Annotated in this window: 19 protein-coding genes; 15 read left to right on the top strand and 4 right to left on the bottom strand. The window is 73.1% G+C overall.

The features are described from left to right. Positions 1–947: 947 nt before the first annotated feature. Positions 948–1,607: a peptide-methionine (S)-S-oxide reductase MsrA gene (gene msrA, locus PSU4_RS26955; RefSeq protein ID WP_147114393.1), complete on the top strand. Its 660-nt coding sequence runs from the start codon at positions 948–950 to the stop codon at positions 1,605–1,607. A gap of 196 nt (positions 1,608–1,803) precedes the next feature. Then, positions 1,804–2,277 carry a methylated-DNA--[protein]-cysteine S-methyltransferase gene (locus PSU4_RS26950; protein ID WP_246115373.1) on the top strand — a complete coding sequence of 158 codons (474 nt, stop codon included), beginning with the start codon at positions 1,804–1,806 and terminating at the stop codon, positions 2,275–2,277. Positions 2,278–2,330: 53 nt separating this feature from the next. On the opposite strand, the gene PSU4_RS26945 is transcribed toward PSU4_RS26950, so the two are convergent. Genes PSU4_RS26945 through PSU4_RS26935 form a run of 3 tightly spaced genes read right to left on the bottom strand, consistent with a single transcriptional unit; the run spans position 2,331 to position 6,603 of the window. After that, positions 2,331–3,134 carry a YceI family protein gene (locus PSU4_RS26945; protein ID WP_147114388.1) on the bottom strand — a complete coding sequence of 268 codons (804 nt, stop codon included), beginning with the start codon at positions 3,132–3,134 and terminating at the stop codon, positions 2,331–2,333. Next, positions 3,131–6,004 (bottom strand): MFS transporter, encoded by a 2,874-nt coding sequence (locus PSU4_RS26940; RefSeq protein ID WP_147114385.1) that lies wholly within the window; start codon positions 6,002–6,004, stop codon positions 3,131–3,133. Before PSU4_RS26940 ends, PSU4_RS26945 begins: the two co-directional genes overlap by 4 nt. Before the next feature lie 11 nt (positions 6,005–6,015). Further along, positions 6,016–6,603: a MarR family winged helix-turn-helix transcriptional regulator gene (locus tag PSU4_RS26935; RefSeq protein WP_186817205.1), complete on the bottom strand. Its 588-nt coding sequence runs from the start codon at positions 6,601–6,603 to the stop codon at positions 6,016–6,018. A 248-nt stretch (positions 6,604–6,851) separates the two neighbouring features. Between PSU4_RS26935 and PSU4_RS26930 the strand changes: the two genes are divergently transcribed. The 12 genes from PSU4_RS26930 (at position 6,852) to PSU4_RS26875 (ending at position 19,878) form a co-directional block, all read left to right on the top strand. Next, positions 6,852–7,382 (top strand): cupin domain-containing protein, encoded by a 531-nt coding sequence (locus PSU4_RS26930; protein ID WP_147114380.1) that lies wholly within the window; start codon positions 6,852–6,854, stop codon positions 7,380–7,382. 152 nt (positions 7,383–7,534) lie between these two features. Continuing rightward, positions 7,535–7,981, top strand: coding sequence for a hypothetical protein (locus PSU4_RS26925; protein ID WP_147114377.1), 447 nt, complete (start codon positions 7,535–7,537; stop codon positions 7,979–7,981). Between the two features lies 1 nt (position 7,982). Beyond that, positions 7,983–8,858: an Fpg/Nei family DNA glycosylase gene (locus PSU4_RS26920; RefSeq protein ID WP_147114375.1), complete on the top strand. Its 876-nt coding sequence runs from the start codon at positions 7,983–7,985 to the stop codon at positions 8,856–8,858. Between the two features lie 10 nt (positions 8,859–8,868). Further along, positions 8,869–10,077 (top strand): sensor histidine kinase, encoded by a 1,209-nt coding sequence (locus tag PSU4_RS26915; protein ID WP_147114372.1) that lies wholly within the window; start codon positions 8,869–8,871, stop codon positions 10,075–10,077. Positions 10,078–10,140: 63 nt separating this feature from the next. Continuing rightward, the gene (locus PSU4_RS26910) at positions 10,141–11,022 is read left to right on the top strand and encodes a S49 family peptidase (RefSeq protein WP_147114369.1); all 882 of its coding nucleotides are present in this window, start codon (positions 10,141–10,143) and stop codon (positions 11,020–11,022) included. A gap of 167 nt (positions 11,023–11,189) precedes the next feature. Further along, positions 11,190–12,056, top strand: coding sequence for a LytR/AlgR family response regulator transcription factor (locus PSU4_RS26905; protein WP_147114367.1), 867 nt, complete (start codon positions 11,190–11,192; stop codon positions 12,054–12,056). A gap of 102 nt (positions 12,057–12,158) precedes the next feature. Continuing rightward, positions 12,159–13,547, top strand: coding sequence for a hypothetical protein (locus PSU4_RS32025; RefSeq protein WP_222596414.1), 1,389 nt, complete (start codon positions 12,159–12,161; stop codon positions 13,545–13,547). A 6-nt stretch (positions 13,548–13,553) separates the two neighbouring features. After that, positions 13,554–15,293 carry a sodium/solute symporter gene (locus PSU4_RS26895; RefSeq protein WP_147114364.1) on the top strand — a complete coding sequence of 580 codons (1,740 nt, stop codon included), beginning with the start codon at positions 13,554–13,556 and terminating at the stop codon, positions 15,291–15,293. After that, positions 15,290–17,032 carry a sodium/solute symporter gene (locus PSU4_RS26890; protein ID WP_147114362.1) on the top strand — a complete coding sequence of 581 codons (1,743 nt, stop codon included), beginning with the start codon at positions 15,290–15,292 and terminating at the stop codon, positions 17,030–17,032. Before PSU4_RS26895 ends, PSU4_RS26890 begins: the two co-directional genes overlap by 4 nt. Positions 17,033–17,178: 146 nt before the next feature. Beyond that, positions 17,179–17,508, top strand: coding sequence for a rhodanese-like domain-containing protein (locus tag PSU4_RS26885; protein WP_147114359.1), 330 nt, complete (start codon positions 17,179–17,181; stop codon positions 17,506–17,508). A 458-nt stretch (positions 17,509–17,966) separates the two neighbouring features. Continuing rightward, a complete protein-coding gene (locus tag PSU4_RS26880) occupies positions 17,967–18,893 on the top strand; it encodes a DUF4328 domain-containing protein (protein ID WP_186817204.1) in 927 nt (308 codons plus the stop codon). A gap of 37 nt (positions 18,894–18,930) precedes the next feature. Beyond that, positions 18,931–19,878 (top strand): DUF5926 family protein, encoded by a 948-nt coding sequence (locus PSU4_RS26875; protein WP_147114353.1) that lies wholly within the window; start codon positions 18,931–18,933, stop codon positions 19,876–19,878. A 27-nt stretch (positions 19,879–19,905) separates the two neighbouring features. Here PSU4_RS26875 and PSU4_RS26870 read toward each other — a convergent pair whose 3' ends face one another. After that, positions 19,906–20,475, bottom strand: coding sequence for a ferritin (locus PSU4_RS26870; protein WP_147114351.1), 570 nt, complete (start codon positions 20,473–20,475; stop codon positions 19,906–19,908). A gap of 73 nt (positions 20,476–20,548) precedes the next feature. Here PSU4_RS26870 and PSU4_RS26865 point away from each other — a divergent pair, with 73 nt between their 5' ends. Beyond that, positions 20,549–21,463, top strand: coding sequence for an SDR family NAD(P)-dependent oxidoreductase (locus PSU4_RS26865; protein WP_147114348.1), 915 nt, complete (start codon positions 20,549–20,551; stop codon positions 21,461–21,463). The last annotated feature ends 142 nt before the right edge of the window (positions 21,464–21,605 follow it).

Raw genomic sequence — 21,605 nt, 5'->3', positions numbered from 1 at the left:
TTGTGCGGTCGCTGCTCCGGGCTGGGCACCGGCACGCGTCCTACCGGCAGCATGACGACTGCGAAGTGCGCGCGGCGACTTGGTTGTCGGCGCTCCGTCGCGGGTAGGCGGCGCCTGCGCGAGTGCGGGCCGGCCGCGCGAGTTCCGGGGGCGGCACGCGGCCTTCGCCTTCGGCGCGTGGTCTGGTGGGTGGGGGACGACAGGAGAAGTCGTGCAACGACACGATATGCCGCGCGGCGACCCACAGCCGCACGCCACTCCCGGGCCGCTGAGGGTGCAGCCCGGCGGAGCGGTCCGCGCGCGGGAGGTGCAGGTTCGACGGTCGGCGCGTCGGTCTTGTGGCCGACGCGCAGCTTTCAGCTGACGCGGCGATCGGAGAACCTGCGCGCTGACGGGGATGCTGACGCGTTGGGCTGCCGGGAGGCACCGAGCGACCCATCCGGTCGAGCCGGGGCCGCAGGCTTTGACCCGGGAGCCGGTCCCGTGCCTGTGGACGACGGCGGAGGGTCGGGCCGAGGCTGCCCCCTCACCAGATGATGGACGAGCAGGGGTTCGCGCGCGGAGCGACCGGACCGCGGCGCGTGGCTTCTGTGATCGGCGCTCGACGCTCATCATCGGCACCCGCGCCCCAGGTCAGGCGCTGATCGAACAACCCGCGCGCCGACGGGCTGCTCGCGCGCGGAGCGCCTGGGCCGACCGGACGCGCCGACGGGGCCGCTCCCGTGTGGAGCGACCGGACCGCGGGGCTGCTCACGCGCGGAGCGTGTCCACCCGGGTCGTGTCGGCTGGTGTAGCCGTTCTCCGCCGGCTGCACCATCAGCGGCCCGGGTTCCGCCGCCGTCGCGGGCGGCTGTCGGAGGCGCAGCGCACTGATCGCGGGGCCGGGTTTCCCCTGCGGCGCATCCGGAGCGGCCGCCAGGTGCATGTGCCGGGCGTAGCCTGGGGCGATGGGGCTCTTCGGTCGGGACACGTCGCGGATGGTCACCGCGGAGGAGGCGCTCCCGGGCCGGGCGACGCCGCTGGCGGTGCCGGAGGCGCACTTCGTGAACGGGCACCGCATCGTGCCGCCGTTCCCCGACGGCCTGCAGTCCGCCGTCGTCGGTATGGGGTGTTTCTGGGGTGCGGAGCGGATGTTCTGGCAGACGCCGGGCGTGTGGTCGACGGCCGTCGGCTATGCGGGCGGTTTCACCGAGAACCCGACGTACGAGGAGGTGTGCTCGGGCCTGACCGGGCACACGGAGGTGGTGCTCGTGGTCTTCGACCCCGCCGAGATCACGTACGAGACCGTGTTGAAGGCGTTCTGGGAGGGCCACGACCCGACGCAGGGCATGCGGCAGGGCAACGACCGGGGGACGCAGTACCGGTCGGCGGTCTACTGGGCGGGCGAGGTGCAGCGGGAGCAGGCGGAGGCGTCGGCGGCGGCGTACGGACAGGCGCTGCGGCTGGCGCATTTCGGGCCGGTGACCACGGAGATCGCGCCGCTGGGGACGTTCTTCTGGGCGGAGGACTACCACCAGCAGTATTTGGCGAAGGTGCCCAACGGCTATTGCGGCATCGGGGGCACCGGAGTGTCGTGCCAGGTGGGGTCGGGCGTCGCCGGCGAGTGAGTCCGGTGCCCGGGCGGTGACCGCCGCCCGGGCTGCCGTCGCTGGGGAGCAACGAACGGATCAACGACGCTGGGCCGAACGGGTCACGTCGTGCGACAGGTACTTCCCTCGGGAGGGTGACGTGCTCGCGTGGACGACGGTTCCGGCTCCGGCGCCGATCGGGGCGTTGACCTGTGCTGTTGCCGACGACGGGGCGGTGGCTCATGTCGGCTGGGGGGTCGGCGGCGAGTCGCTGCGGGCGTTAGCCGCGATGTTGGGGGAGGAGCTGGTCGTCGACGAGGCCCGGACCCGTGACGTGGCGACGCAGCTCGCCGAGTACCTGGACGGCCGCCGCAGGGTGTTCGACCTGGAGGTCGACTGGCGCAGCATGCGTGGTTCGCGCCTGACGGTGCTGCGGACCTTGTTCGAGCGGGTGCCGTACGGGCGGGTCGTGGGCTACGGGGAGCTGGCCGAGATGTCGGGGGCGTTCGAGGAGAGTTGGACGGCTGCGCGGGGTGTCGGGTCGATCATGGGTTCGAACCCGGTGCCGGTGGTGGTGCCGTGTCATCGGGTGCTGGCGTCGGCGGGCGGCGGGAAGCTGGTCCTGGGCGGGTTCGGCGGTGGGTTGCCGGCCAAGGAGTGGCTGCTCGCGCTGGAGGGTGTGGTGACCCCGACGCTGGATTTCTCGTGAGGAACCCTTGTGAGTGGCGATAGTCGCTATAGCGACTATCGCCACTCACAGGGTCATGTGCGGAACGCCTGGATGTCGATGTCGATCCGCAGCGTCCGGCCGACGGCGAGGACCCCGGCCAGCACGGACTGGTTCCAGCTGATGGCGAAGTCGTCGCGGGAGATCTCGGTGGTGGCCGAGAAGCCGGCGCGGGTGCCGCCCCAGAGGTCGGGGCCGCTGCCGCGGTAGGTCACGTCGAGGGGGACGGCGGCGCTGACGCCCTTGAGCGTCAGGATCCCGTCGACGCGCCAGTGGGTGGCGTCGCGGCGGGTGAGGCCGTCGCTCTTGAAGTGGATCTCCGGGTGGACGTCGACGTCGAGGAAGTCGGCGCTGCGCAGGTGCGCGTCGCGGGTGTCGTCGTCGGAGTCGACGCCGTTCGGGTCGATGACGACCTCGACGGAGCTGTTCTCCAGCGGGTCGGCGACCTGGATGCGGCCGTCGAAGCGGCGCAGCCGGCCGTGCACCGGGGTGAGCCCCAGGTGCATGGCCGTCGCGCGGATGCTGGAGTGGACGGGGTCGATCTGCCACGTGCCGGGGGCGGGGAGGACCCGCCCGCCGACGCGGGGCAGCTCGACGACGCCCAGGGCCGCCGGGGCGGCACCGGTGACGGTGACGGTCCGCGCGGCGGGCTCGTGGCCCGGGGCGGCGATGATCACCGTGTAGGTGCCGACGTCGAGGCCGTCGAGGACGAACCCGCCGTCCTCGCGGGCGGCGGCACGTCCGCGTTGGATCCCGGTCCCGTCGACGACGGTGAGCATCCCGCCGCCGACGGGCCAGCCGTCGGGTGTGGTGAGGGTCCCGCTGATGGCCGCCGTCACCGCAGCCGCCCGCCGGTCGGCGATCCGGGCTCCTCCGGCACCGCGGGCAGGTCGGGCGGCGGTGCCCCGAGTGAGGTGGGTTCCTGCGCGGCGACAGCGGGAGCCGCCGGGGCTGAGCCCGCGACGACGGGCGCCGCGAACGCGATCTCGGTGGTGCTGGCGCCACCCGCGGTGACCTGCACGACCGACGCGGTGGGCGCGTAGCCGCTCGCGGTGATCGTGTAGGTGCCCTCGGCGAGGTCGTCGAAGGCGAAGGTGCCGTCGGCGTCGGTGACGGTGGAGCCGACCACGTTGCCGCTGGGGTCGATCAGCGTGGCGAGTGCCTCGGGGACGCCGCGGCCGGTGGAGCCGGCGACGACGGTCCCGAGCAGCCGGGCGCGCCGGGGCAGCTCGACGTCCTGGACGACCTCGTTGCCGCCGGGCAGCACGACGCTGGTGGCGACGGGCTGGTAGCCGGTTCCGGCGGCGGTCAGCGTGTACTGGCCGTCGGGGACGCCGGCGAGCAGGTAGCGGCCGAGGTCGTCGGACACGGTGGCGGCGGAGACGTTGCCCTGCACGTCGATCAGGGTGACTGCGACGCCGGAGACGGGCCGGGTCTGGCCCTGGGCGTCGGTCACGCGGACGACCCCGCGCAGCCCACCGGCACCGGCGAGGGTGACGTCGTGGCGGACGGCCCTGTCGGCGACGGCGACCATCGCGGCGTGCGGCTGGAACGCCCCGGACGCGGCGACGACGAGGTAGGTGCCCCCGGTGGGGACGCCGATCCGGTACTCGCCGGCCTGGTCGGACGTGGTGCGGGCGGCCTGGCGGCCCGTCGGTTCGGTGACGGTGACGACCGCACCGGCGAGCCCGGCGCCGTCGGCGCGGCGGACCGTGCCTTCGATGGCGGGCCCGTCGCCGGGTCCGTCGGTCGACGTGGCGGCGACGGGCATCGGGGCGGTGACCGACGGGTCGGCTGCGCCGGGTTCGGGCCGGAGGGCGTGCCTGCTGCCCTGCCCGTTGCCCTTGGCCGCCGCGGCGACGGCGGCCGCGACGGTCCCGGAGGCGAGGCCGTTCCCGTTGTGCCCGTTGCCGTTGCCGTTGCCGTTCGCGGAGGCAGCAGTCGGAGCAGGAGAGGAAGGCGCAGCCTCCGCCTCCAGCGGCGTGGGCGTGACGGCACCGACCGACGCGCCCTCACCCGCGGCCTCCTCCATCGCCCGCGCCTGGGCGCCGGACATGGTGCGCAGCGGCAGCTCCTTGATGAACAGGACCAGCACGAACGCGATGACGAGGATGAACGCGACGATGAGGAAGGTCAGCGTCATCGAGTTGGAGAAGCCCTCGAGGAACGGCCGGGCCAGTCGCGGGTCGATCGTCTGCAGGAACGAGGAGTCGTTCAGCACGCCTGAGGTGTCGGCGCCGCCGTTGAGGGCGGCGAAGAACGGCGCGTTGACGGGGTCGGCCTGCACGGCCGGGTCGGCGACGGCGGCCATGAAGGTCGGGTCGGACTGGGCCGCGCCGAAGGCGTCGCTGATCTTGTCGGTGACCGTCGAGAACAGGATCGAGAGGAACACCGCGACACCCAGCGTGCCGCCGAGCTGGCGGAAGAACGTCGACGACGCGGTGGCGACGCCCATGTCGCGGGCGGGGACGGCGTTCTGCACGGCGAGCACGAGGGTCTGCATGCAGCTGCCGAGGCCGAGGCCGAGCATCGCCATGTAGAGGTCGAGCTCCCAGAGCGGGATGTCGACGGTGACGCGGAAGTGCAGCAGCAGCATCGCGCCGACCATCAGCGCGGTGCCGATGACCGGGAAGATCTTGTACTTGCCGGTGCGGGACGTGATCTGGCCGGACAGGATCGAGGCGACCATGATGCCCGCGACCAGGGGCAGCATCAGGAAGCCGGACTCGGTCGGGGTCGCGCCGTGCACGATCTGCAGGAACTGCGGGAGCAGCACGATGCCGCCGAACATCCCCATGCCGATGACGAAGCCGGCGACACCGGTCACCGAGAAGACGGCGTTGCGGAACAGCCGCAGCGGGACGAGGGCGTCCTCGCCGTAGAAGCGCTCGGCGACCAGGAAGAGCGCGAGGCCGACGGCGCCGACGATGTAGCAGACGATGGCGCTGGTGGAGCCCCAGCCCCATTCGCGGCCCTGCTCGGCGATGATCAGCAGCGGCACGAGGCAGATCGCGAGGGAGATCGCGCCCGGCCAGTCGATGCGCCGGCTGCGCTTGGTGTGCGGAAGGTTGAGCACCTTGGCCACGACGACCAGCGCGACGGCGCCGATCGGCACGTTGACCAGGAAGATCCAGCGCCAACCGTCGATGCCGGCGATGGTGGCCTGGCCGGACAGCACGCCGCCGATGACCGGGCCGATGACGCTCGACGTGCCGAACACGGCGAGGATGTAGCCCTGGTACCGGGCGCGCTCGCGGGGCGGCACGATGTCGCCGAGGATCGTCAGCGCGAGGGTGAACAGACCACCGGCGCCGAGGCCCTGGACCGCGCGGAACGCGGCGAGGGAGTACATCGACGTCGCGAAGGTACAGAGCACCGAGCCGACGATGAAGATCGAGATCGCGAACAGGAACAGCGGTTTGCGCCCGAACTGGTCGGACAGCTTGCCGTAGAGCGGCGTCGTGATCGTGCCCGTGATCAGGAACGCGGTGGTGGCCCAGGCCTGGAGGCTGAGCCCGCCGAGGTCGTCGGCGATCGTGCGGATGGCCGTCGAGACGACGGTCTGGTCGAGCGCGGCGAGGAACATGCCCAGCGCGAGACCCACCAGGATGGTGACGATCTGCTTGTGGCTGAGCTCGCCGGAGCTGCGTTCCGGCGGGGCGGACGCACCCGCAGCCTTCTGCTGCGGCGCGACGGCCTCGGTCGACATCGGATTCCCCCTCAGTGCCTGCGGGCGGGTGTGGCCGCCTGCAGCTCGTGCTGTTGAAAGTCGGTGCAGAAGTCGGCGAGCAGCGTGACGAGCGCCTGCCGCTTCTCCATGGGCCACGCGCCGAGGACCTCGGCGACGAGGCGGGCCTTGTGCCTGCGGCTCTGCTCCAGTGCGGAGTGACCGTCGTCGGTGACGGCGAGCAGGCTGGCGCGGCCGTCGTCGGGGTCGGCGCGCCGTTCGATGAGTCCTTGCTTGACCAGTGCCGCGACCCTGCGGCTGACGGTCGAGGGGTCGGTGCACAGGGCGCCGGCGAGGTCGGCGGACCGCTGGGGGCCGTCGGCGGAGGCGAGGTGCACGAGGACGTGGAAGGTGGCCCGGTCGAGGTCGGCCGGTCCGGATCCCCGGCTGTTGCGCTGGACCAGGCGGAACAGCCTGGCGAGCTCGTAGCCCAGTGCGTCGGCGACGGCGAGGTCGTCGGTGAGGTCGTCGGTGAGATCGCCGCTGCGGGTGGGGCTCGGGATGATCGCGGGGTCGCCCGGTGCCGGGTCGCCGGCGAGGTCCGCCGTCGGCCCGGTCGTGGTGATCGCTGCGCTCGTCACGGCCGCATCCCTCGATCCTTTACCAATACTTTGCTTGTAACACGCAAGAAGTTGCTGGGGGCAACCATGCTCCTCTTACCTGCCGGTCGGCAAGTCGGATTCACCCGGGACGGTGGCTTTCGTCCCCGCCGTCCCTGAGACCTGCGCCACGCCGGGCGCCGACAGGGTCGCACCGGCCCGGTGCGGAGCACCCAGGGTGACGGGCACTACCCTCGGCGTGCACGTGACAGGCCCTCGGGAGGTTGGCGTTGACGAGGTTCGGCCGCTCGGCGAGATCGATCGCCCCGCTCGTCGTCCTGGCCGGCCTGCTCCTCGCGGGCTGTGCGCAGCCGGGCCAGCTGGGTCACGACGCGCCACCCCCGCCGCCCGCGGCCAGTCCCGTCGCCGCCGCACAGGCCCCGCCGCCCCTCCCCACCGGGACCGCCGACGTCGGCCGCGGCACCCTCCCCGCGCGCATCCAGATGTCGACGCTCGGCCCCGCCGACGTCTCCGTCCGCACCGTCGAGCTCGCCCCCGGGGAGTCCACCGGCTGGCACCGCCACCCCGGCTTCGAGACGACGATCGTCAACAGCGGCGAGGTGACCGTGCAGACGGCCGAGGAGTGCGCGCCGCAGCGCATCGGCGCGGGCGACGCCGTCTTCGTGCCCGACGCGCAGGCCCACCTCATGCGCAACGACGGCACGGTGCCCGCGCAGCTCGTCGTCACCCAGGTCCTGGCGCCCGACGCGCCCGACCGCAGCGGTGTGGCCGCGGCCTGCGGCAACTCGTCCCTGCGCTGATCGGAACTGCGCTGATCGGGACCGCGCTGAGCGGAACCGCGCTGACCGGGACCGGGCTGACCGGCGCCGATCCCGCGTCGATGATCACCCCGCGTTGCGCGCGCGTGGGATAGTGGCGTCGGTAGGGACGAACTGCGGGAACGGCGGGGACGATGGCATCGAGGACGGTCGCCGGGGCCGACGGGCGCAGCTGGTCGGTGCGGATGAACATCGAGTGGTCGACGCCCGCGGTCGGCGACGAGTTCGAGCACGACGTCGACGGCGGCCGCGGCGCCGCGATCATGATCCTGTCGTCGCTGCTGCTGTTCTGGGTCGTGCTGATCTTCTGGAAGCCGTCGCTGGTCTCCGTGCCCTTCTACCTGTGGTTCATCGCGGCCTTCGCCATCCTGTTCTTCCCGTTCCGCTGGTACCTGCGGCGGCCGTACACGATCGTCGCCGAGACCGAGGGCAGCTACGACGCCGATCTCCCGGCCGAGCACTGGTCCGGGATGGTGCGCGGCCGTTCGCGGGCCAAGGAGGAGATGCGGGTCGTCGTCCGCAGCCTCCGCACGCGTGCGACGCCCGGGCACTCCGACAGTCCGCTGCAACCGGTGAACTGACGTGCCCGAGCTCCCCGAGGTCGAGGCACTGGCCCAGCACCTGCGCGACCACGCGATCTACCGCCCGGTCGCGCGGGTCGACATCGCGAGCATGAGCGTCCTCAAGACGTTCGACCCACCGGTGTCGGCGCTCGCGGGCCGGGTCCTGACGGGGGCGGCGCGCTACGGGAAGTTCCTGTCCGTCGAGTTCCACGACCGGCCCGGCGAGGAGCTCGACCTCATCACGCACCTGTCGCGGGCCGGGTGGATGCGCTGGCACGAGCAGGCGTCGGCGGCCCCGCCCAAGCCCGGCCGCGGCCCGCTGGCCCTGCGCGTGCACCTCGACGCCGTCGGCGGCCCCGGGTTCGATCTGACCGAGGCCGGCACCCAGAAGCGCCTGGCCGTCTACCTGGTGAGCGACCCGCAGGAGGTACCGGGCATCGCCCGCCTGGGCCCCGACGCGCTCGCCCTCGGCCGCGACGAGCTCGCCGAGATCCTCACCGGGCGCACCGAGCGGATCAAGAACCTGATCGTCGACCAGAAGACCATCGCCGGGATCGGCAACGCCTACAGCGATGAGATCCTGCACACCGCACGGCTCTCGCCCTATGCCGTGTCGGGACGCCTCAAGCCCGAGCAGCTCGACGCCCTCCACGAGGCGATGCAGTCCGTGCTCAGCGACGCCGTCGAACGGTCCGTCGGCCAGGGCGCCGCCGAACTGAAGGGCGAGAAGCGGTCGGGGCTGCGCGTGCACGCCCGCACCGGCCTGCCGTGCCCCGCCTGCGGCGACACCGTCCGGGAGGTGTCCTTCGCCGACAGGTCGTTCCAGTACTGTCCCGGCTGTCAGACCGGAGGCAAACCGCTCGCCGACCGGCGCCTGTCCAGGCTGGTGAGGTGAGGGAGCCGTCGTGGGAGAGCTGCTGAGCTCGCCGACAGCGCTGCTGGTCCTCGTCGGTGTCGTCATCATCGTCCTGCTCGTCGTGCTGTTCCTGCAGCTGCGTCGCGCCCGGCGCAACACCTTCGCCACCCCGCTCGAGCGCGCCACCTTCGCGACGTTGCACACCGTCGCCCTGGCAGCCCCCGCGCTGCGGGAGGGCCTGTCACCGAACTCGGCGAACTTCGCCCTGCCGTACCTGAAGGTCCTGCTCGACACCTGCGCGCTGACCATGACCGACGCCAAGGGCAACACCCTCGCCTGGGACGGCGACGCCGACCAGCACGAGCCGGACGTCGTCACCCTCGCCGACCAGGTCATCTCCACCGGCCGCCAGCAGGTCGCCTCGCACAGCTCCATCTCCTGCGACCATCCCGGTTGCGAGGTGCGCGGCATCGTCGTCGTGCCGCTCGAGACCGACGGCGCGATCGTCGGCACCCTCGCCGCCCTCACCACGGCCACCGCGGGCCCGGTCCTGCTGCGGGCCACCGCCGAGGTCGCGCGCTACGTCTCCAGCCAGCTGGAGCTGGCCGAGCTCGACGAGTCGCGCCAGCGCCTGGCCCGCGCCGAGGTCCGCGCCCTGCGCGCCCAGATCTCGCCGCACTTCGTCTACAACGCGCTGACGACGATCGCGTCGTTCATCCGCACCGACCCCGTGCGGGCCCGCGAGCTGCTCATCGAGTTCGCCGACTTCACCCGCTACTCGTTCCGCACCGCCGGCGAGTACACGACGCTGACCGACGAGCTCACCAACATCGAGCGCTACATCGCGCTGGAGAAGGCCCGCTTCGGCAACCGGCTCAACATCAAGCTGCAGATCGCGCCCGAGGTGCTCAACGTCGTCCTGCCGTTCCTGGCGCTGCAGCCGCTCGTGGAGAACGCCGTGCGGCACGGCCTGTCGGGTAAGCCGCAGGGCGGCACGATCACCATCACGGCCGAGAACGCGGGCTCCGAGTGCGTCATCATCGTCGAGGACGACGGCGTCGGCATGGACCCGGCGCGGCTCACCGAGGATCTCGACGACGCCCATCTCTCCGGCGCGCACGTCGGCCTGGGCAACGTCGACGACCGGATGCGGTCGGCCTTCGGGGATGATTTCGGTCTCGTCGTCGACACGAACATCGGCGCCGGGATGAAGATCACTTTGAGGGTCCCGAAGTTCCGCGTCGGCATCCGCGCCTGATCGTTCGGGTGCCCTCGGATCCGTCCCACTGGGTGGACGGCCGGTTCCGCGTACGGTGGTCGTATGGACACGTTGCGCATCCCCGACAAGATCGCGTCGCGCCTCCCCGGCAAGCTCGGCGACCGCTCCGACAAGGGCGTCGTGTCCCTCGTCCGGTTGCACGGAGTCATCACCCCGCAGGCCGGTCCGGTGCCGCGGTCGGTGCTCAACGCGGCCTCGCTCGACAAGGTCCTGGAGCGCGCGTTCGCACCTGAGAACCTCGCCGCCGTCGCCCTGCTGATCAACTCGCCCGGCGGGGCGCCCACCCAGTCGGCGCTCATCGCCGACCGCATCCGCGGCCTCGCCGACGAGAAGAAGGTGCCCGTCCTCGCCTTCTGCGAGGACGTCGCCGCGTCCGGCGGATACTGGCTGGCCTGCGCCGGAGACGAGATCTACGCCCATGAGACGTCGATCGTCGGGTCCATCGGCGTGATCAGCGCGGGCTTCGGGCTGCAGGGCCTGATCGAGCGGTTCGGCGTCGAGCGCCGGCTGCACACCGCGGGCGAGTCCAAGTCGCGGCTCGACCCGTTCCTGCCCGAGAGGCCCGACGACGTCGCGTGGCTGCGGGGCCTGCAGGACCAGCTGCACGACATGTTCAAGGCCTGGGTCACCGAGCGCCGCGGTGACCGTCTGAACACGGAGAGTGACCTGTTCACCGGTGAGGTGTGGACGGGCGCGAGGGCCCTGGGGACGGGTCTCGTCGACGGACTCGGGACGCCGCGCGGGGTGCTCGCCGAGCGTTTCCCGGATGCCGAGATCGTTCCCGTGGAGTCGCGCAGGCCACTGCTCGCGAGGCTCGGGATCGGGGCGCCCGCGGCCGCGGCGACGTTCTCACCTGTGAACTCTTTGCTGGGGATCGCCGAGGCGGCCGAGATACGCGCGCTCTGGGCGCGGTACGGTCTATGACTCGGTGTGGTCGATCGGATCCGATCGGTATCGGTACTCATCGGGTACCGATCGGACGGCCCCCTGGCACTCCGGTCGATTCACCGTCACCATAGTCGGCGGGGTGGGCGCGTGATCGTTCGGGCGTCACCCTGCCGGGAGCGCCGGACACGCAGGATGAGGAGATCGTGGACAGCAACGACAGTTCCGGAGGTCTGGTCGTTCTCGCTGTGGACGACGAGGAACCCGCTCTCGAAGAACTGGCATTCCTGCTCAACGAGGACAGCCGCGTCGGCACCGTGTTGAAGGCCTCGGACGCGACAGAGGCGCTCCGCATCCTGAACAACCGCCAGGGAGCCCGCGAGGTCGCGCCGGTCCCCGGCCGGGGGGTCACACACCCCGCCACCGGCACCCGCGTCGCCGAGCGCACCGACGTCGAGGTGGTCTTCCTCGACATCCGGATGCCGGGCCTCGACGGTCTCGAGCTCGCGCGGGTGTTCTCGTCGATGGCCACACCGCCGTCGGTCGTGTTCGTCACCGCGCACGACGACCGCGCCGTCGACGCCTACGAGGTCGGGGCGGTCGACTACCTGCTCAAGCCACTGCGCTCCGAGCGGCTCTCCGCCTCGCTCGACCGCATCCTGGCCAGCCGCGCCTCCGGCCCCGCCGAGCCGGCGCAGCAGGAGAGCGGCGAGGACGAGGTCATCCCCGTCGAGCTCGCGGGCACCACGAAGCTCGTGCCGCGGTCGGCGGTGCGCTACGTCGAGGCCCAGGGTGACTACGCCCGGCTGCACACCAACGAGGGCAGCCACCTCGTCCGCATCCCGCTGTCGGTGCTGGAGGACCGTTGGCGCGACGCCGGTTTCGTCCGTATCCACCGGTCGTTCCTCGTGGCGCTGCCGCTGGTCACCGAGCTGCGGCTGTCGGGATCGGGTTACGTCGTGCGCGTGGGCTCGGGCCCGGAGACGGCCGAGCTGCCGGTCAGCCGCCGGCACACCCGTGAGCTCAAGGACCGCCTGGTCCGCGCCACGAAGCAGGCCTGGAGCCAGCGGTGACGTCACCGTGAACGAGAGCCTCCCCGGGAGTGAGCGGCAGCGAGTGACCCGTCGGCACAGCGCTGGCGCGAAGCGCCGACCGAGCTCCGGCGAGGTCGCGCGGTGAGCACGTACACCGATGGCCGTGCGCCGTCGGTGTCGTCGGGGCCCCCTGAGTCCGGTGGCGGGGCCCGGACCGAGGACGACGTGCGCGAGGCGGATGCCGGGGTGCCCCGGCAGTCGTTGGGTGTCGAGGATTCCGGTCCGGCGTGGGTGAACGCCGAGATCCAGCGTCGGATGCGGGAGGCCGCGAGCCGTCCTGGTGGGCGGCACGCGCGCCGCGAGCGGGGCGAGGCGCCCGGCGACGAGCAGGCCGAGCCGCAGCCCGCGGAGCCGCAGGAGCCCCGTCCCGTCACCGCGGCGGAGGTCGAGGAGCGGCAGTGGCCGCCGGCGCGTCCGGCGGCGCCGCGGGCGCGTGGCGCCGGTTCGCCGAATCCGTACAGCAGCGACGGTGGGGTCGGCTACACGGCGGGCCTGCGTCCGCCGCCGGCCCCGCTGCCGAGCCGGGCGCCCGCGCCGCCGCGGACGTCGCCCGCGCGCCACGCGGAGTCGCCGCCCGCGGGCTCGCGGCCGGTGGCGCCGCCCCCGGTGCCCGTTGTGCCGCCTGCGACCCCGCCGGGCCCGGTTGCCCCGACCACTGGAACGCCGCCGCCCACTGGAACACCGCCGCCCACTGGAACACCGCCGCCCACAGGAACACCGCCGCCCACAGGAACACCGCCGCCCACAGCCGCGGCGTCTACGGTCGCGGAGTTCGTCGCGCAGCGGGGTGACGCCGTCACCGCCGAGCAGCCCCGCCTCGACGAGCGGACCGCTCCGGGCCCGCGATACTCGGAGGACACCCCCGACTACGACGACGACTACGACGTCGGGTTCGTCGCCACCGAGGACGACGACGACTCGCAGGTCCTGTGGTCGGCGGACTCCGGGCCCGCGGCCGACCTCGACGACGCGACGCCACCGCGTCCCGATGCCCAGTCGGAGGACGCCTCGGCGAGAGCGGGGGACGACGACCCGGACCACCTCTCGTTCGCCGACGGCGTCTCCGCGGTCGAGCAGACCATGCCCTACCCGGCCACCGGTCAGATCGACCACGCGTCGGGCCGTGTGCGGGTGGTGCTGTCGGAGCGCCGGCAGAACCAGCGCTCGGTGCGGACGGTCCAGGACGTGCAGGACCTGACGTCGGTCGGCGACCTGTTGCGTTCCAACCTGATCGGTAACCAGCTGGGTCTCGCGCTGCGCGTCGCGGCGGTGGCGGTGCTGGCGCTGGGCTCGCTGCCGGCGCTGTTCGCGTTGTTCCCGGAGATCGGCCGGGTCGACATCCTGGGCCTGCGTCTGCCGTGGCTGCTGCTGGGGGTGCTGGTCTACCCGTTCCTGCTGCTGCTGGGCTGGTGGCACACCCGTTCCGCGGAGAAGGTCGAGCAGGAGTTCGCCGACCACGTGCAGGACTGAGCCGGGGTGAGCACGTCCGCGGTCGTCGCGCTGGTCGCCATCGGGCTCGTCGCCGTGGCGTCGGCGATCATCGGGTCGCTCGGTGTGCGGGTGGCCCGCTCGACGTCGGACTTCCTCGTCGCGTCCAGGACCGTGGGGCCCGTCGTGAACGCGGGTGCGATCTCGGGGGAGTATCTGTCGGCGGCGTCGTTCCTCGGGATCGCGGGTCTCATCCTGCGCGAGGGTGTCGACGCGCTGTGGTACCCGATCGGTTTCGCGGCCGGCTACCTGGCGCTGCTGATCTTCGTGGCGGCGCCGATGCGCCGGTCGGGCGCGTACACGGTGCCCGACTTCGCGGAGGCGCGGCTGGGGTCGGCGGGCGTGCGTCGGGTGTGTTCGGCGTTCGTGCTGCTCATCGGTGCGCTGTACCTGCTGCCGCAGCTGCAGGGCGCGGGATTGTCGCTGACGGTGCTGACGGGGCTGCCGCCGTGGAGCGGGGTCGTCGGCGCCGGGATCGTCGTCGTGCTGTCGGTCGTCGGCGGTGGTATGCGGTCCATCACGTTCGTGCAGGCTTTCCAGTACTGGATCAAGCTGACCGCGCTCGCCGTGCCGGCGTTGGTGATCGTCGCCCTCTTCGCGTTCGACGGCCACTCGTTCGACCGCCCGGCCCCGCCCCGGTTCACCGCGGAGACGACGGTCGCGGTGCACGCCGACGTCGTCCTCGACGTGATCGAGCCGCTCGCGCTGACCGCGACCGGCGACGTCGACGGCAGCTCTGTCGACGGGCCCGTCCGCTGGGAGCCGGGCGTCCACACGGTGCTGAGCGGGACGTCGCTGACGTTCGCCGCGGACACACCCGTCCCCACCGCGCAGGGCAGCCCGGGCACGGACCGGGAATGGCTGGCACCGTTGTCGGGCTCGGGGCCGGGGCGGCTGCTGGAGATCTATTCGGTGTTGCTGGCGTGCGCGTTGGGCACGATGGGGATGCCGCACGTGCTGGTCCGCTTCTACACCAACCCCGACGGTCGGGCCGCCCGTCGCACGACGGTCGTCGTCCTGGGGATGATCGGCGCGTTCTACGTGCTCGTGACGCTGCTGGGGGCGATGTCGCGGTTCTACACGCCGCAGCTGCTGGTGTCCGGTGACACCGACGCGGCGGTCCTGCTGCTGCCGTCGGCGGCGTTGGGCGGCGGCTGGCTGGGCTGGCTCGTCGGCGGGCTGGTGGCGGCGGGCGCGGCCGCGGCGTTCCTGGCGACGTCGTCGGGACTCGTGGTGAGCCTCGCGGGCGTCCTGTTCACCGACGTGCTGCGCGGGCGGCTGCGCGACTTCCGGCTCGCCGCCGTCGCGTCCGCGCTGGTGCCGATCGCGTTGGCGCTCACCGTGCCGCGTCTCGACCTCGCGCTCACGGTGCCGCTGGTGTTCGCCATCGCGGCGTCGACGTTCTGTCCGTTGCTGCTGCTCGGCATCTGGTGGCGTGGGCTCACCCCGGCGGGCGGGATCGCGGGGGTGCTCGTCGGTGGGGGAGCGGCCGCGGTCGCGACGGTGCTGACGCTGCTGCGCGTCGCCCCTGGCGGAGTGGGGGGTGTGCTGCTGGAGCGGCCCGCCGCGGTCACGGTCCCGCTCGCGTTCCTGACGATGGTGGTCGTCAGCAGGCGGACCCGGGCGTCGCGGCCCGCCGACGCCGACCGCATCCTGCTGCGCCTGCACGCCCCCGAACGCCTCGGTTTCTCGCCGGACCGCGCAGGCGACCCCGCGGACCGCCGATGAACGCCGCCGCCCTCGCGGCCGTCGCCGCCATCGTCCTCGTCGCCGTCGCGTCCGCGCTGGTCGGCGCGTACGGCGTGCGCAGGCGCAGCACGTCGGACTTCCTCGTCGCCTCCCGCACCTCCGGCACCGCCGCGCACGCCGGCGCGATCTCGGGGGAGTACCTGTCGGCGGCGTCGTTCCTCGGGATCGCGGGGCTCGTCCTCAAGGACGGTGTCGACGCCCTCTGGTACCCCGTCGGGTTCACCGCCGGCTACCTGGCGCTGCTGCTGTTCATCGCGGCCCCGCTGCGCCGCTCCGGCGCCTACACGCCGTTGGACTTCGCCGAGGCGCGGCTCGGGTCGGCGCAGTTGCGGCGGGTGTGCACGGTGTTCGTGCTCGTCGTCGGCTGGTTGTACGTGCTGCCGCAGATGCAGGGCGCCGGCCTGACGATCGCGTTCGTGACCGGGCTGCCGCAGTGGGTCGGCGTCGTCGCGGCCGGCGTCGTGATCGCGGTGACGGTGGCGTTCGGCGGGCTGCGGGCGATCACGCTGGTGCAGGCGTTCCAGTACTGGCTCAAGCTGACCGCCCTGGCCATCCCCGCGGTCATCGCGCTGATGTTCTTCCTCGGCAACGACAAGACGTTCGACCGGCCGGCGCCGCCCTCGTTCTCGCAGGCCACGACGGTCGACGTCACCACCGACGTCGTCCTGCGCACCGAGGCTCCGCTGGCCCTGCGCGCGTCCGGTCACGTCGACGGGGCCGCCGTCGACGGGCCGGTGACCTGGCAGCCCGGGACGCACACCGTCGAGTCCGGCACCCGTCTCGACTTCGACGCCGGCGCGCCCGTGCCCGTGGTCGAGGGGGCGCCCGTGCAGGACGCCGGCTGGCTCACCCCGTTCGCCGACGGCAACAGCTACGGCCTGCTCGCCGTCTACTCGCTGATCATCGCGACCTTCCTGGGCACGATGGGCCTGCCGCACGTGCTGGGCCGCTTCTACACCAACCCCGACGGCCGGGCCGCGCGCCGCAGCGCCGTCGTCGCGCTCGGCATGCTTGGCGCCTTCTACCTGCTCGTGACGCTGCTCGGTGCGCTGTCGCGGCTCTACACCCCGCAGCTGCTGGTGTCCGGCGAGACCGACGCCGCCGTCCTGCTGCTGCCGACGGCCGTCCTCGGCAACGGCTGGGCCGGCACCATCCTCGGCGGCATCGTCGCGGCCGGGGCCTGGTCGGCGTTCCTGTCGACGTCGTCGGGGCTGCTGTCCAGCGTCGCGGGCGTGCTCTCGACCGACGTGCTCCGCGGCCGCCTCCGCGACGTCCGCATCTCGACGCTGCTCGCCGCGTCCGTGCCGATCCTGCTGGCACTGTTCGTGACGCGGCTCGACTTCACCGAGTCGGTCGCGCTCGTGTTCGCCGTCGCCGCGTCGACGTTCTGCCCGATGCTCGTCCTCGGCGTCTGGTGGCGCGGGCTCACCGCCCGCGGCGCCACGTGGGGGATGGCCGTCGGCGGGACCGTCGCCCTCGGCGCGGTGTCGGCCAGCCTCGCGGGCGCGGCCTCCACCGGGCTGCTGGGCACGCTGCTGCACCGGCCGGCCGTGGTCAGCGTGCCACTCGCGTTCCTCACGATGATCCTCGTCAGCCGTGCGAACCGTCGCGAACGTCCCGCCGATGCCGACCAGCTCCTCCTGCGCCTGCACGCACCGGAACGGCTCGGCCTCAGCGCCGACGCGGCCGAGGACGGCCCCGCACGGTTCCGCGACTGAGTCCTCGCCGGCGTGCCGGCTGGTGCCGGGCGCAACCCCACGGTCGTCCGGCAACGATGTCCGAACAGTGAGGTTGCGCGCCGACCGGGTGACGGTGCTCGCCGCGCTCACCTGCGGCTGACGCCGGGCGTGCGAGGATCGGCGACATGACCGGTCCCATCCCGTCCGTCGCGGTCGCCGACCTGCCGGCCGACGCTCCCCTGCTCGACGTCCGTGAGGCCGACGAGTGGAACGCCGGGCACGCGCCCACCGCCGGGCACCTGCCGATGTCCGAGCTCACCGGACGGCTCTCCGAGATCCCCGACTCCGACCCGCTCTACGTCGTCTGCCGGTCCGGCGGGCGCTCGGCACGGGTCACCGCCTACCTCGTCGGCCAGGGCTACCCGGCGGTCAACGTCGACGGCGGCATGCAGGACTGGGCCGCCCAGGGCCGTCCCGTCGTCGCCGACGGCGACCGCGCGCCCGAGATCGTCTGACGCCGACACCCGTGCCCGACGGTCCCGCGCCGCAGGACCCCGACGCCGGGGTCCCCGACGACGCGCGTCCGCCGGCGTCGCTGCCCGGCGCAGAACCGGACCCGAAGCCGGACCCGAAGCCGGGACCGGTGCCGGGACCAGTGGTGTCAGACCCGGCGGCCGCGCCTGCGTGGCCCGCGGCCGCATCGGAGACCGGGCCCGGTACTCCCGGTCCTGCCTGGTCGTCGGCGTGGCCCGCCGCGCCCGCGTGGCCGCCACGGCCGGCCGGACGGACGTGGCAGGACGCCGCACCGGTTCCCCCCGCCCGACCCGGCACGGCGGTCGGTCCGCCCCAGCCGGGCGGGTGGCCGCCGCACACCCCGGTGGCCCCACCGGTACCGCAGCCGCCGCCCTACGGCCCGCCGCCCGCGGCGCGCCCGCCCCACCCCGGACACCCGCACTACGGGATGCCTCCGCCGGTGCCGCCGCGCGCCCTGCCGCCCGGGCCCGTCGCGTGCCCGTCGTGCGGCCGGCCCGTCGCCCCCGGCTGGGGGCCCTGCCCGTACTGCGCGCGGCAGCGTGCCTCGCTGCGCTGGGTCGCGACGCCCCCACCCGGCGCCGGCCCCCCACCCGCCGAGCGCCCGCGGCGCCCCTACACCGGCCCGCCGTCCTACCGCGGCGTCCCGCGCTGGGGGTTCCCGGCGCTGCCGTTCCTGCGCGAGACCGGACCCGAACCCGTCGCCGACTGGGTGCGTGCCCGCGCCCTCGCCCAGACCCTCGTCCCCGCGCTGTGGGCCACCGCCGCCGTCGCGCTCCTCGCCGCCGGCGCCGAGATCTGGCGCTACGTGCTGCTCGTCATGAGCAGGTCGGGAGCACTGTCGGCGGGCGTGGTGTCGGCGTCGGACATGCTCGTCGCCGGCGCCGGCTGGCTCGTCACGATCCTCGGCCTGCTCACGGGGCTGCTCGTCGTCGGCTGGTCGGTCAGGGCCTCCCGCGCGGCCGCCGAACGTGCGGGCCGGGTGCCGTCGCGGTCGGTGCGCGAGATCGTCGTCGGCTGGATCGTGCCGGTCGTGAACCTGTCGGTTCCCGGATCCGTGCTGGCCGAGATCGAGCACGGCGCCCTCGACCGGCCCGCCGACGAAAGACCCCGCCTGTCCCGGCAGCTGCTCGTGTGGTGGGCGGTCTGGGCGGTCGGCGTCGTCCTCGCGGTCACCGTGTTCGCGCTGTCGTTCCGCACCGGCGTCCAGGCCCGCGCCGACGGCGTCGTCCTGCACGCGCTCGTCGACCTCGTCGCCGCCGCGGTCGCCGTGCTCACCGCCGAGCGGGTCGCCGCGCTGTCGCTGCTGCTCGGGCCGGTCCGCGCGCCCGTCCGAGAGACCCTGGTGACGGTGCGGGCGGGCGACTGACCTGCGCCGGGTGCCGTTCGCTACGGTCTGACCCCTGATGGCCAAGAAGACACGCAACCGGGCCGCCGCCGCGAGCGCCCCGGGCGAGAACCCCCGCCGCCCCTGCCCCTGCGGGTCGGGCAAGCGCTACAAGGTCTGCCACGGAGCCGGCGACGACGTGATCGTCATCCGCCCGTTCGACGGCCTCGCCGCGGAAGCCGACCTCGTCGCCATGCGCGAGTTCCTGCCCTCCGCCACCGCCCCGTTCCCGTTGCGGGACAAGGGTGAGCGCCCCGTCACCGTCACCTCGGTGCTGCCGGGAGCCTCGGCCGCGCTGGTCCGCGCCGACGGCTCGATCATGATCGGCATGCAGGTGCAGACGCGCTCCGGCGACCTCTCCGCCGACGTCGCCCGCGCCGTCCGCTGGGCGCAGCAGGCCGAGGCAGGGGAGTCGCTGCCCGTCGTCGGGCCCGGCCTCGGTGGCGACCCCGTCCGTCTGCAGGACCTGCTCGACCCCGGCGCGACGCTCGACCTCACCATGCACCAGGACTTCGGCTGGTGGGTGCCCGAGCAGGACGGCGAGCTCGCGCCCGAGCTCACCGCGATGCTCGAGCGGGCCAACTCGGTGATCATGCCGACGGAACCCGTCGTCGCCGACGGTGTCCGCGCCGCCTACTGGGTCGACACCGGCTCCAAGGCCCACATCCGCTGGGTCCGCCCCGAGCCCGAGGACCGGCTGCTCGCCGCCATGGCCCGCCTGCAGGCCGGCGACGGCCTCGCCCTCTCCGACGACGCCCGCTACCTCGGCTCCTTCCGGGCGCACGGGCTGCTCGTCCCGGTGTGGGACCTCGACCGCGACCTCCACCCCAAGGAGTGGACGGCCCCCGTCGCCGCGTTCGCCGCCCGGCTCGACGAAGCCCTCGCCGGCCTCGACGACACCCCGCCCACCGACGCCGAGCGCCGCGCCCGCGACGCCCTCGCCGGGAAACAGGTCACCCTGCGCTGAGCGCTCGCTCGCCCGTGGCGGTACGGCTCAGACCCTGCCGCCCGCCACGGGCGGTACGGACGGGTCGACGGCGCCCGTGCGTGCCATCTCGCGCGCCACGAAGTCCTCGATGTGGAACAGGTTCTCGCCGGCCCGCTTCACCACGGTCAGCAGCGTCGTCATCGACGCCACCTCCTCCACCTGCTCCTTCAGGAACCACTGCATGAACTGCTCGCCCAGGTAGTCGCCCTCGTCGCGGGCCGTCCGGGCGAGCGTGGTGACCTGCGCGGTCACGTCCTTCTCCTGTGCCAGCGCCAGCGCGACGACGTCCTTGACCGACGTGAAGTCGTTGCGCACCTCGTCGACCCCCGGGATGACGACGCGGTTCCCCGAGTCGAGCAGGTACTGCACCATCGCCATCGCATGGTTGCGCTCCTCGAGCGCCTGCGCGTAGAAGTGCGCGGCGAGCTGTGGCAGGTCCTCGTCGTCGAGGAACACCGCGACCGCCGTGTACTGCTGGCTGGCGGTGAACTCGTTGCGGATCTGGTCGCGGAGCAGGACCTGGAACTTCGACGCGTCGGCCACGCGGTAAGGGTACCCTGACCACTCGCGGATCATGGTTCTACCAGGCAAAAGCGTGTGAGCATCCGCACCCGGTCAGCGCTGACCGTTTCCGCTTAGTATCCCGACCATGGGACTTCTCGATGCCAAGGTCGTCGTCGTCACCGGAGCGGGACGCGGAATCGGACGCGGTGAGGCGCTGGAGTGCGCCGCGCAGGGCGCAGCCGTCGTCGTCGCCGAGTTCGACCCCGAAGCCGGCGAGGCCGTCGCCAAGGAGATCGAGGCCGCAGGCGGTCGCGCCGTCGCCGTCAGCGGGGACGTCGCCGACGCCGCTGTCGCCGACTCCCTCGTCCGCGCGGCCGTCGACGAGTTCGGTGGGCTCGACGCCGTCGTCAACAACGCGGGCATCCTCCGCGACAAGACCGTCGCCAAGATGAGCGACGACGACTGGGACGCCGTCGTCCGCGTCCACCTCCGCGGCCACTTCCTCCCCACCCGCGCCGCCGTCCAGTACTGGCGCGAGAACAAGCGCGGCGGCCACCTCGTGCACACCGCCTCCACCTCCGGGCTGCTCGGCAACTTCGGCCAGGGCAACTACGGTGCCGCGAAGGCAGGCATCGCCGCCTTCTCGACGATCGTCGCCCAGGAAGGCGCCCGCGCCGGCATCACCAGCAACGCCATCGCCCCCACCGCGCTCACCCGCATGACCCTCGACCTCATGCCGCAGGAGTTCCGCGACCAGCGCGACGAGGCCCTCGCCCGCGGCGAGTTCGACTTCTTCGCGCCCGAGAACATCGCGCCGCTCGTGGCGTTCCTGTGCTCCGACGCCTCGAACCACATCAGCGGCAAGGTGTTCGGGGTGCAGGGCGACAGCGTCGAGATCTTCCAGCCCTTCACCTCGGTCGCGGAGATCAAGAACGACGGCAAGCGCTGGGACCCCGAGGACCTCCCCGGCCGGATCGACGAGCTCTTCACCGGCACCGGCGTCCAGGCCGGCGCCGAGAACATGATGGCGCGCATGCGCTACCAGATCCTGGACATCTGACCCCTGCACGGGGTGCGGCGGCACGAAGAGGTGTGCGACGCCGCGGTCGCACACCGGCCGACGACGCGCGGCGCGACCTCGCGGGGTTCCGATTTCGGCGCGCGGTCGCCGGTTGGGGTTGCTGGGCGTCCGTCGGCGGGCC

It is taken from the genome of Pseudonocardia sulfidoxydans NBRC 16205 (assembly GCF_007989085.1).
GTDB classification, from domain to species: domain Bacteria; phylum Actinomycetota; class Actinomycetes; order Mycobacteriales; family Pseudonocardiaceae; genus Pseudonocardia; species Pseudonocardia sulfidoxydans.
The sequence above is the reverse complement of the archived record's forward strand: the minus strand, read 5'-3'. Positions and strand labels throughout refer to the sequence as shown.

Excerpts from the sequence above, each read along its gene's own strand:
- msrA (WP_147114393.1), top strand. The coding sequence starts at position 948 with ATGGGGCTCTTCGGTCGGGACACGTCGCGGATGGTCACCGCGGAGGAG.
- PSU4_RS26940 (WP_147114385.1), bottom strand. The coding sequence starts at position 6,004 with ATGTCGACCGAGGCCGTCGCGCCGCAGCAGAAGGCTGCGGGTGCGTCC.
- PSU4_RS26925 (WP_147114377.1), top strand. The coding sequence starts at position 7,535 with ATGGCATCGAGGACGGTCGCCGGGGCCGACGGGCGCAGCTGGTCGGTG.
- PSU4_RS26910 (WP_147114369.1), top strand. The coding sequence starts at position 10,141 with ATGGACACGTTGCGCATCCCCGACAAGATCGCGTCGCGCCTCCCCGGC.
- PSU4_RS26890 (WP_147114362.1), top strand. The coding sequence starts at position 15,290 with ATGAACGCCGCCGCCCTCGCGGCCGTCGCCGCCATCGTCCTCGTCGCC.
- PSU4_RS26885 (WP_147114359.1), top strand. The coding sequence starts at position 17,179 with ATGACCGGTCCCATCCCGTCCGTCGCGGTCGCCGACCTGCCGGCCGAC.
- PSU4_RS26875 (WP_147114353.1), top strand. The coding sequence starts at position 18,931 with ATGGCCAAGAAGACACGCAACCGGGCCGCCGCCGCGAGCGCCCCGGGC.
- PSU4_RS26870 (WP_147114351.1), bottom strand. The coding sequence starts at position 20,475 with ATGATCCGCGAGTGGTCAGGGTACCCTTACCGCGTGGCCGACGCGTCG.
- PSU4_RS26865 (WP_147114348.1), top strand. The coding sequence starts at position 20,549 with ATGGGACTTCTCGATGCCAAGGTCGTCGTCGTCACCGGAGCGGGACGC.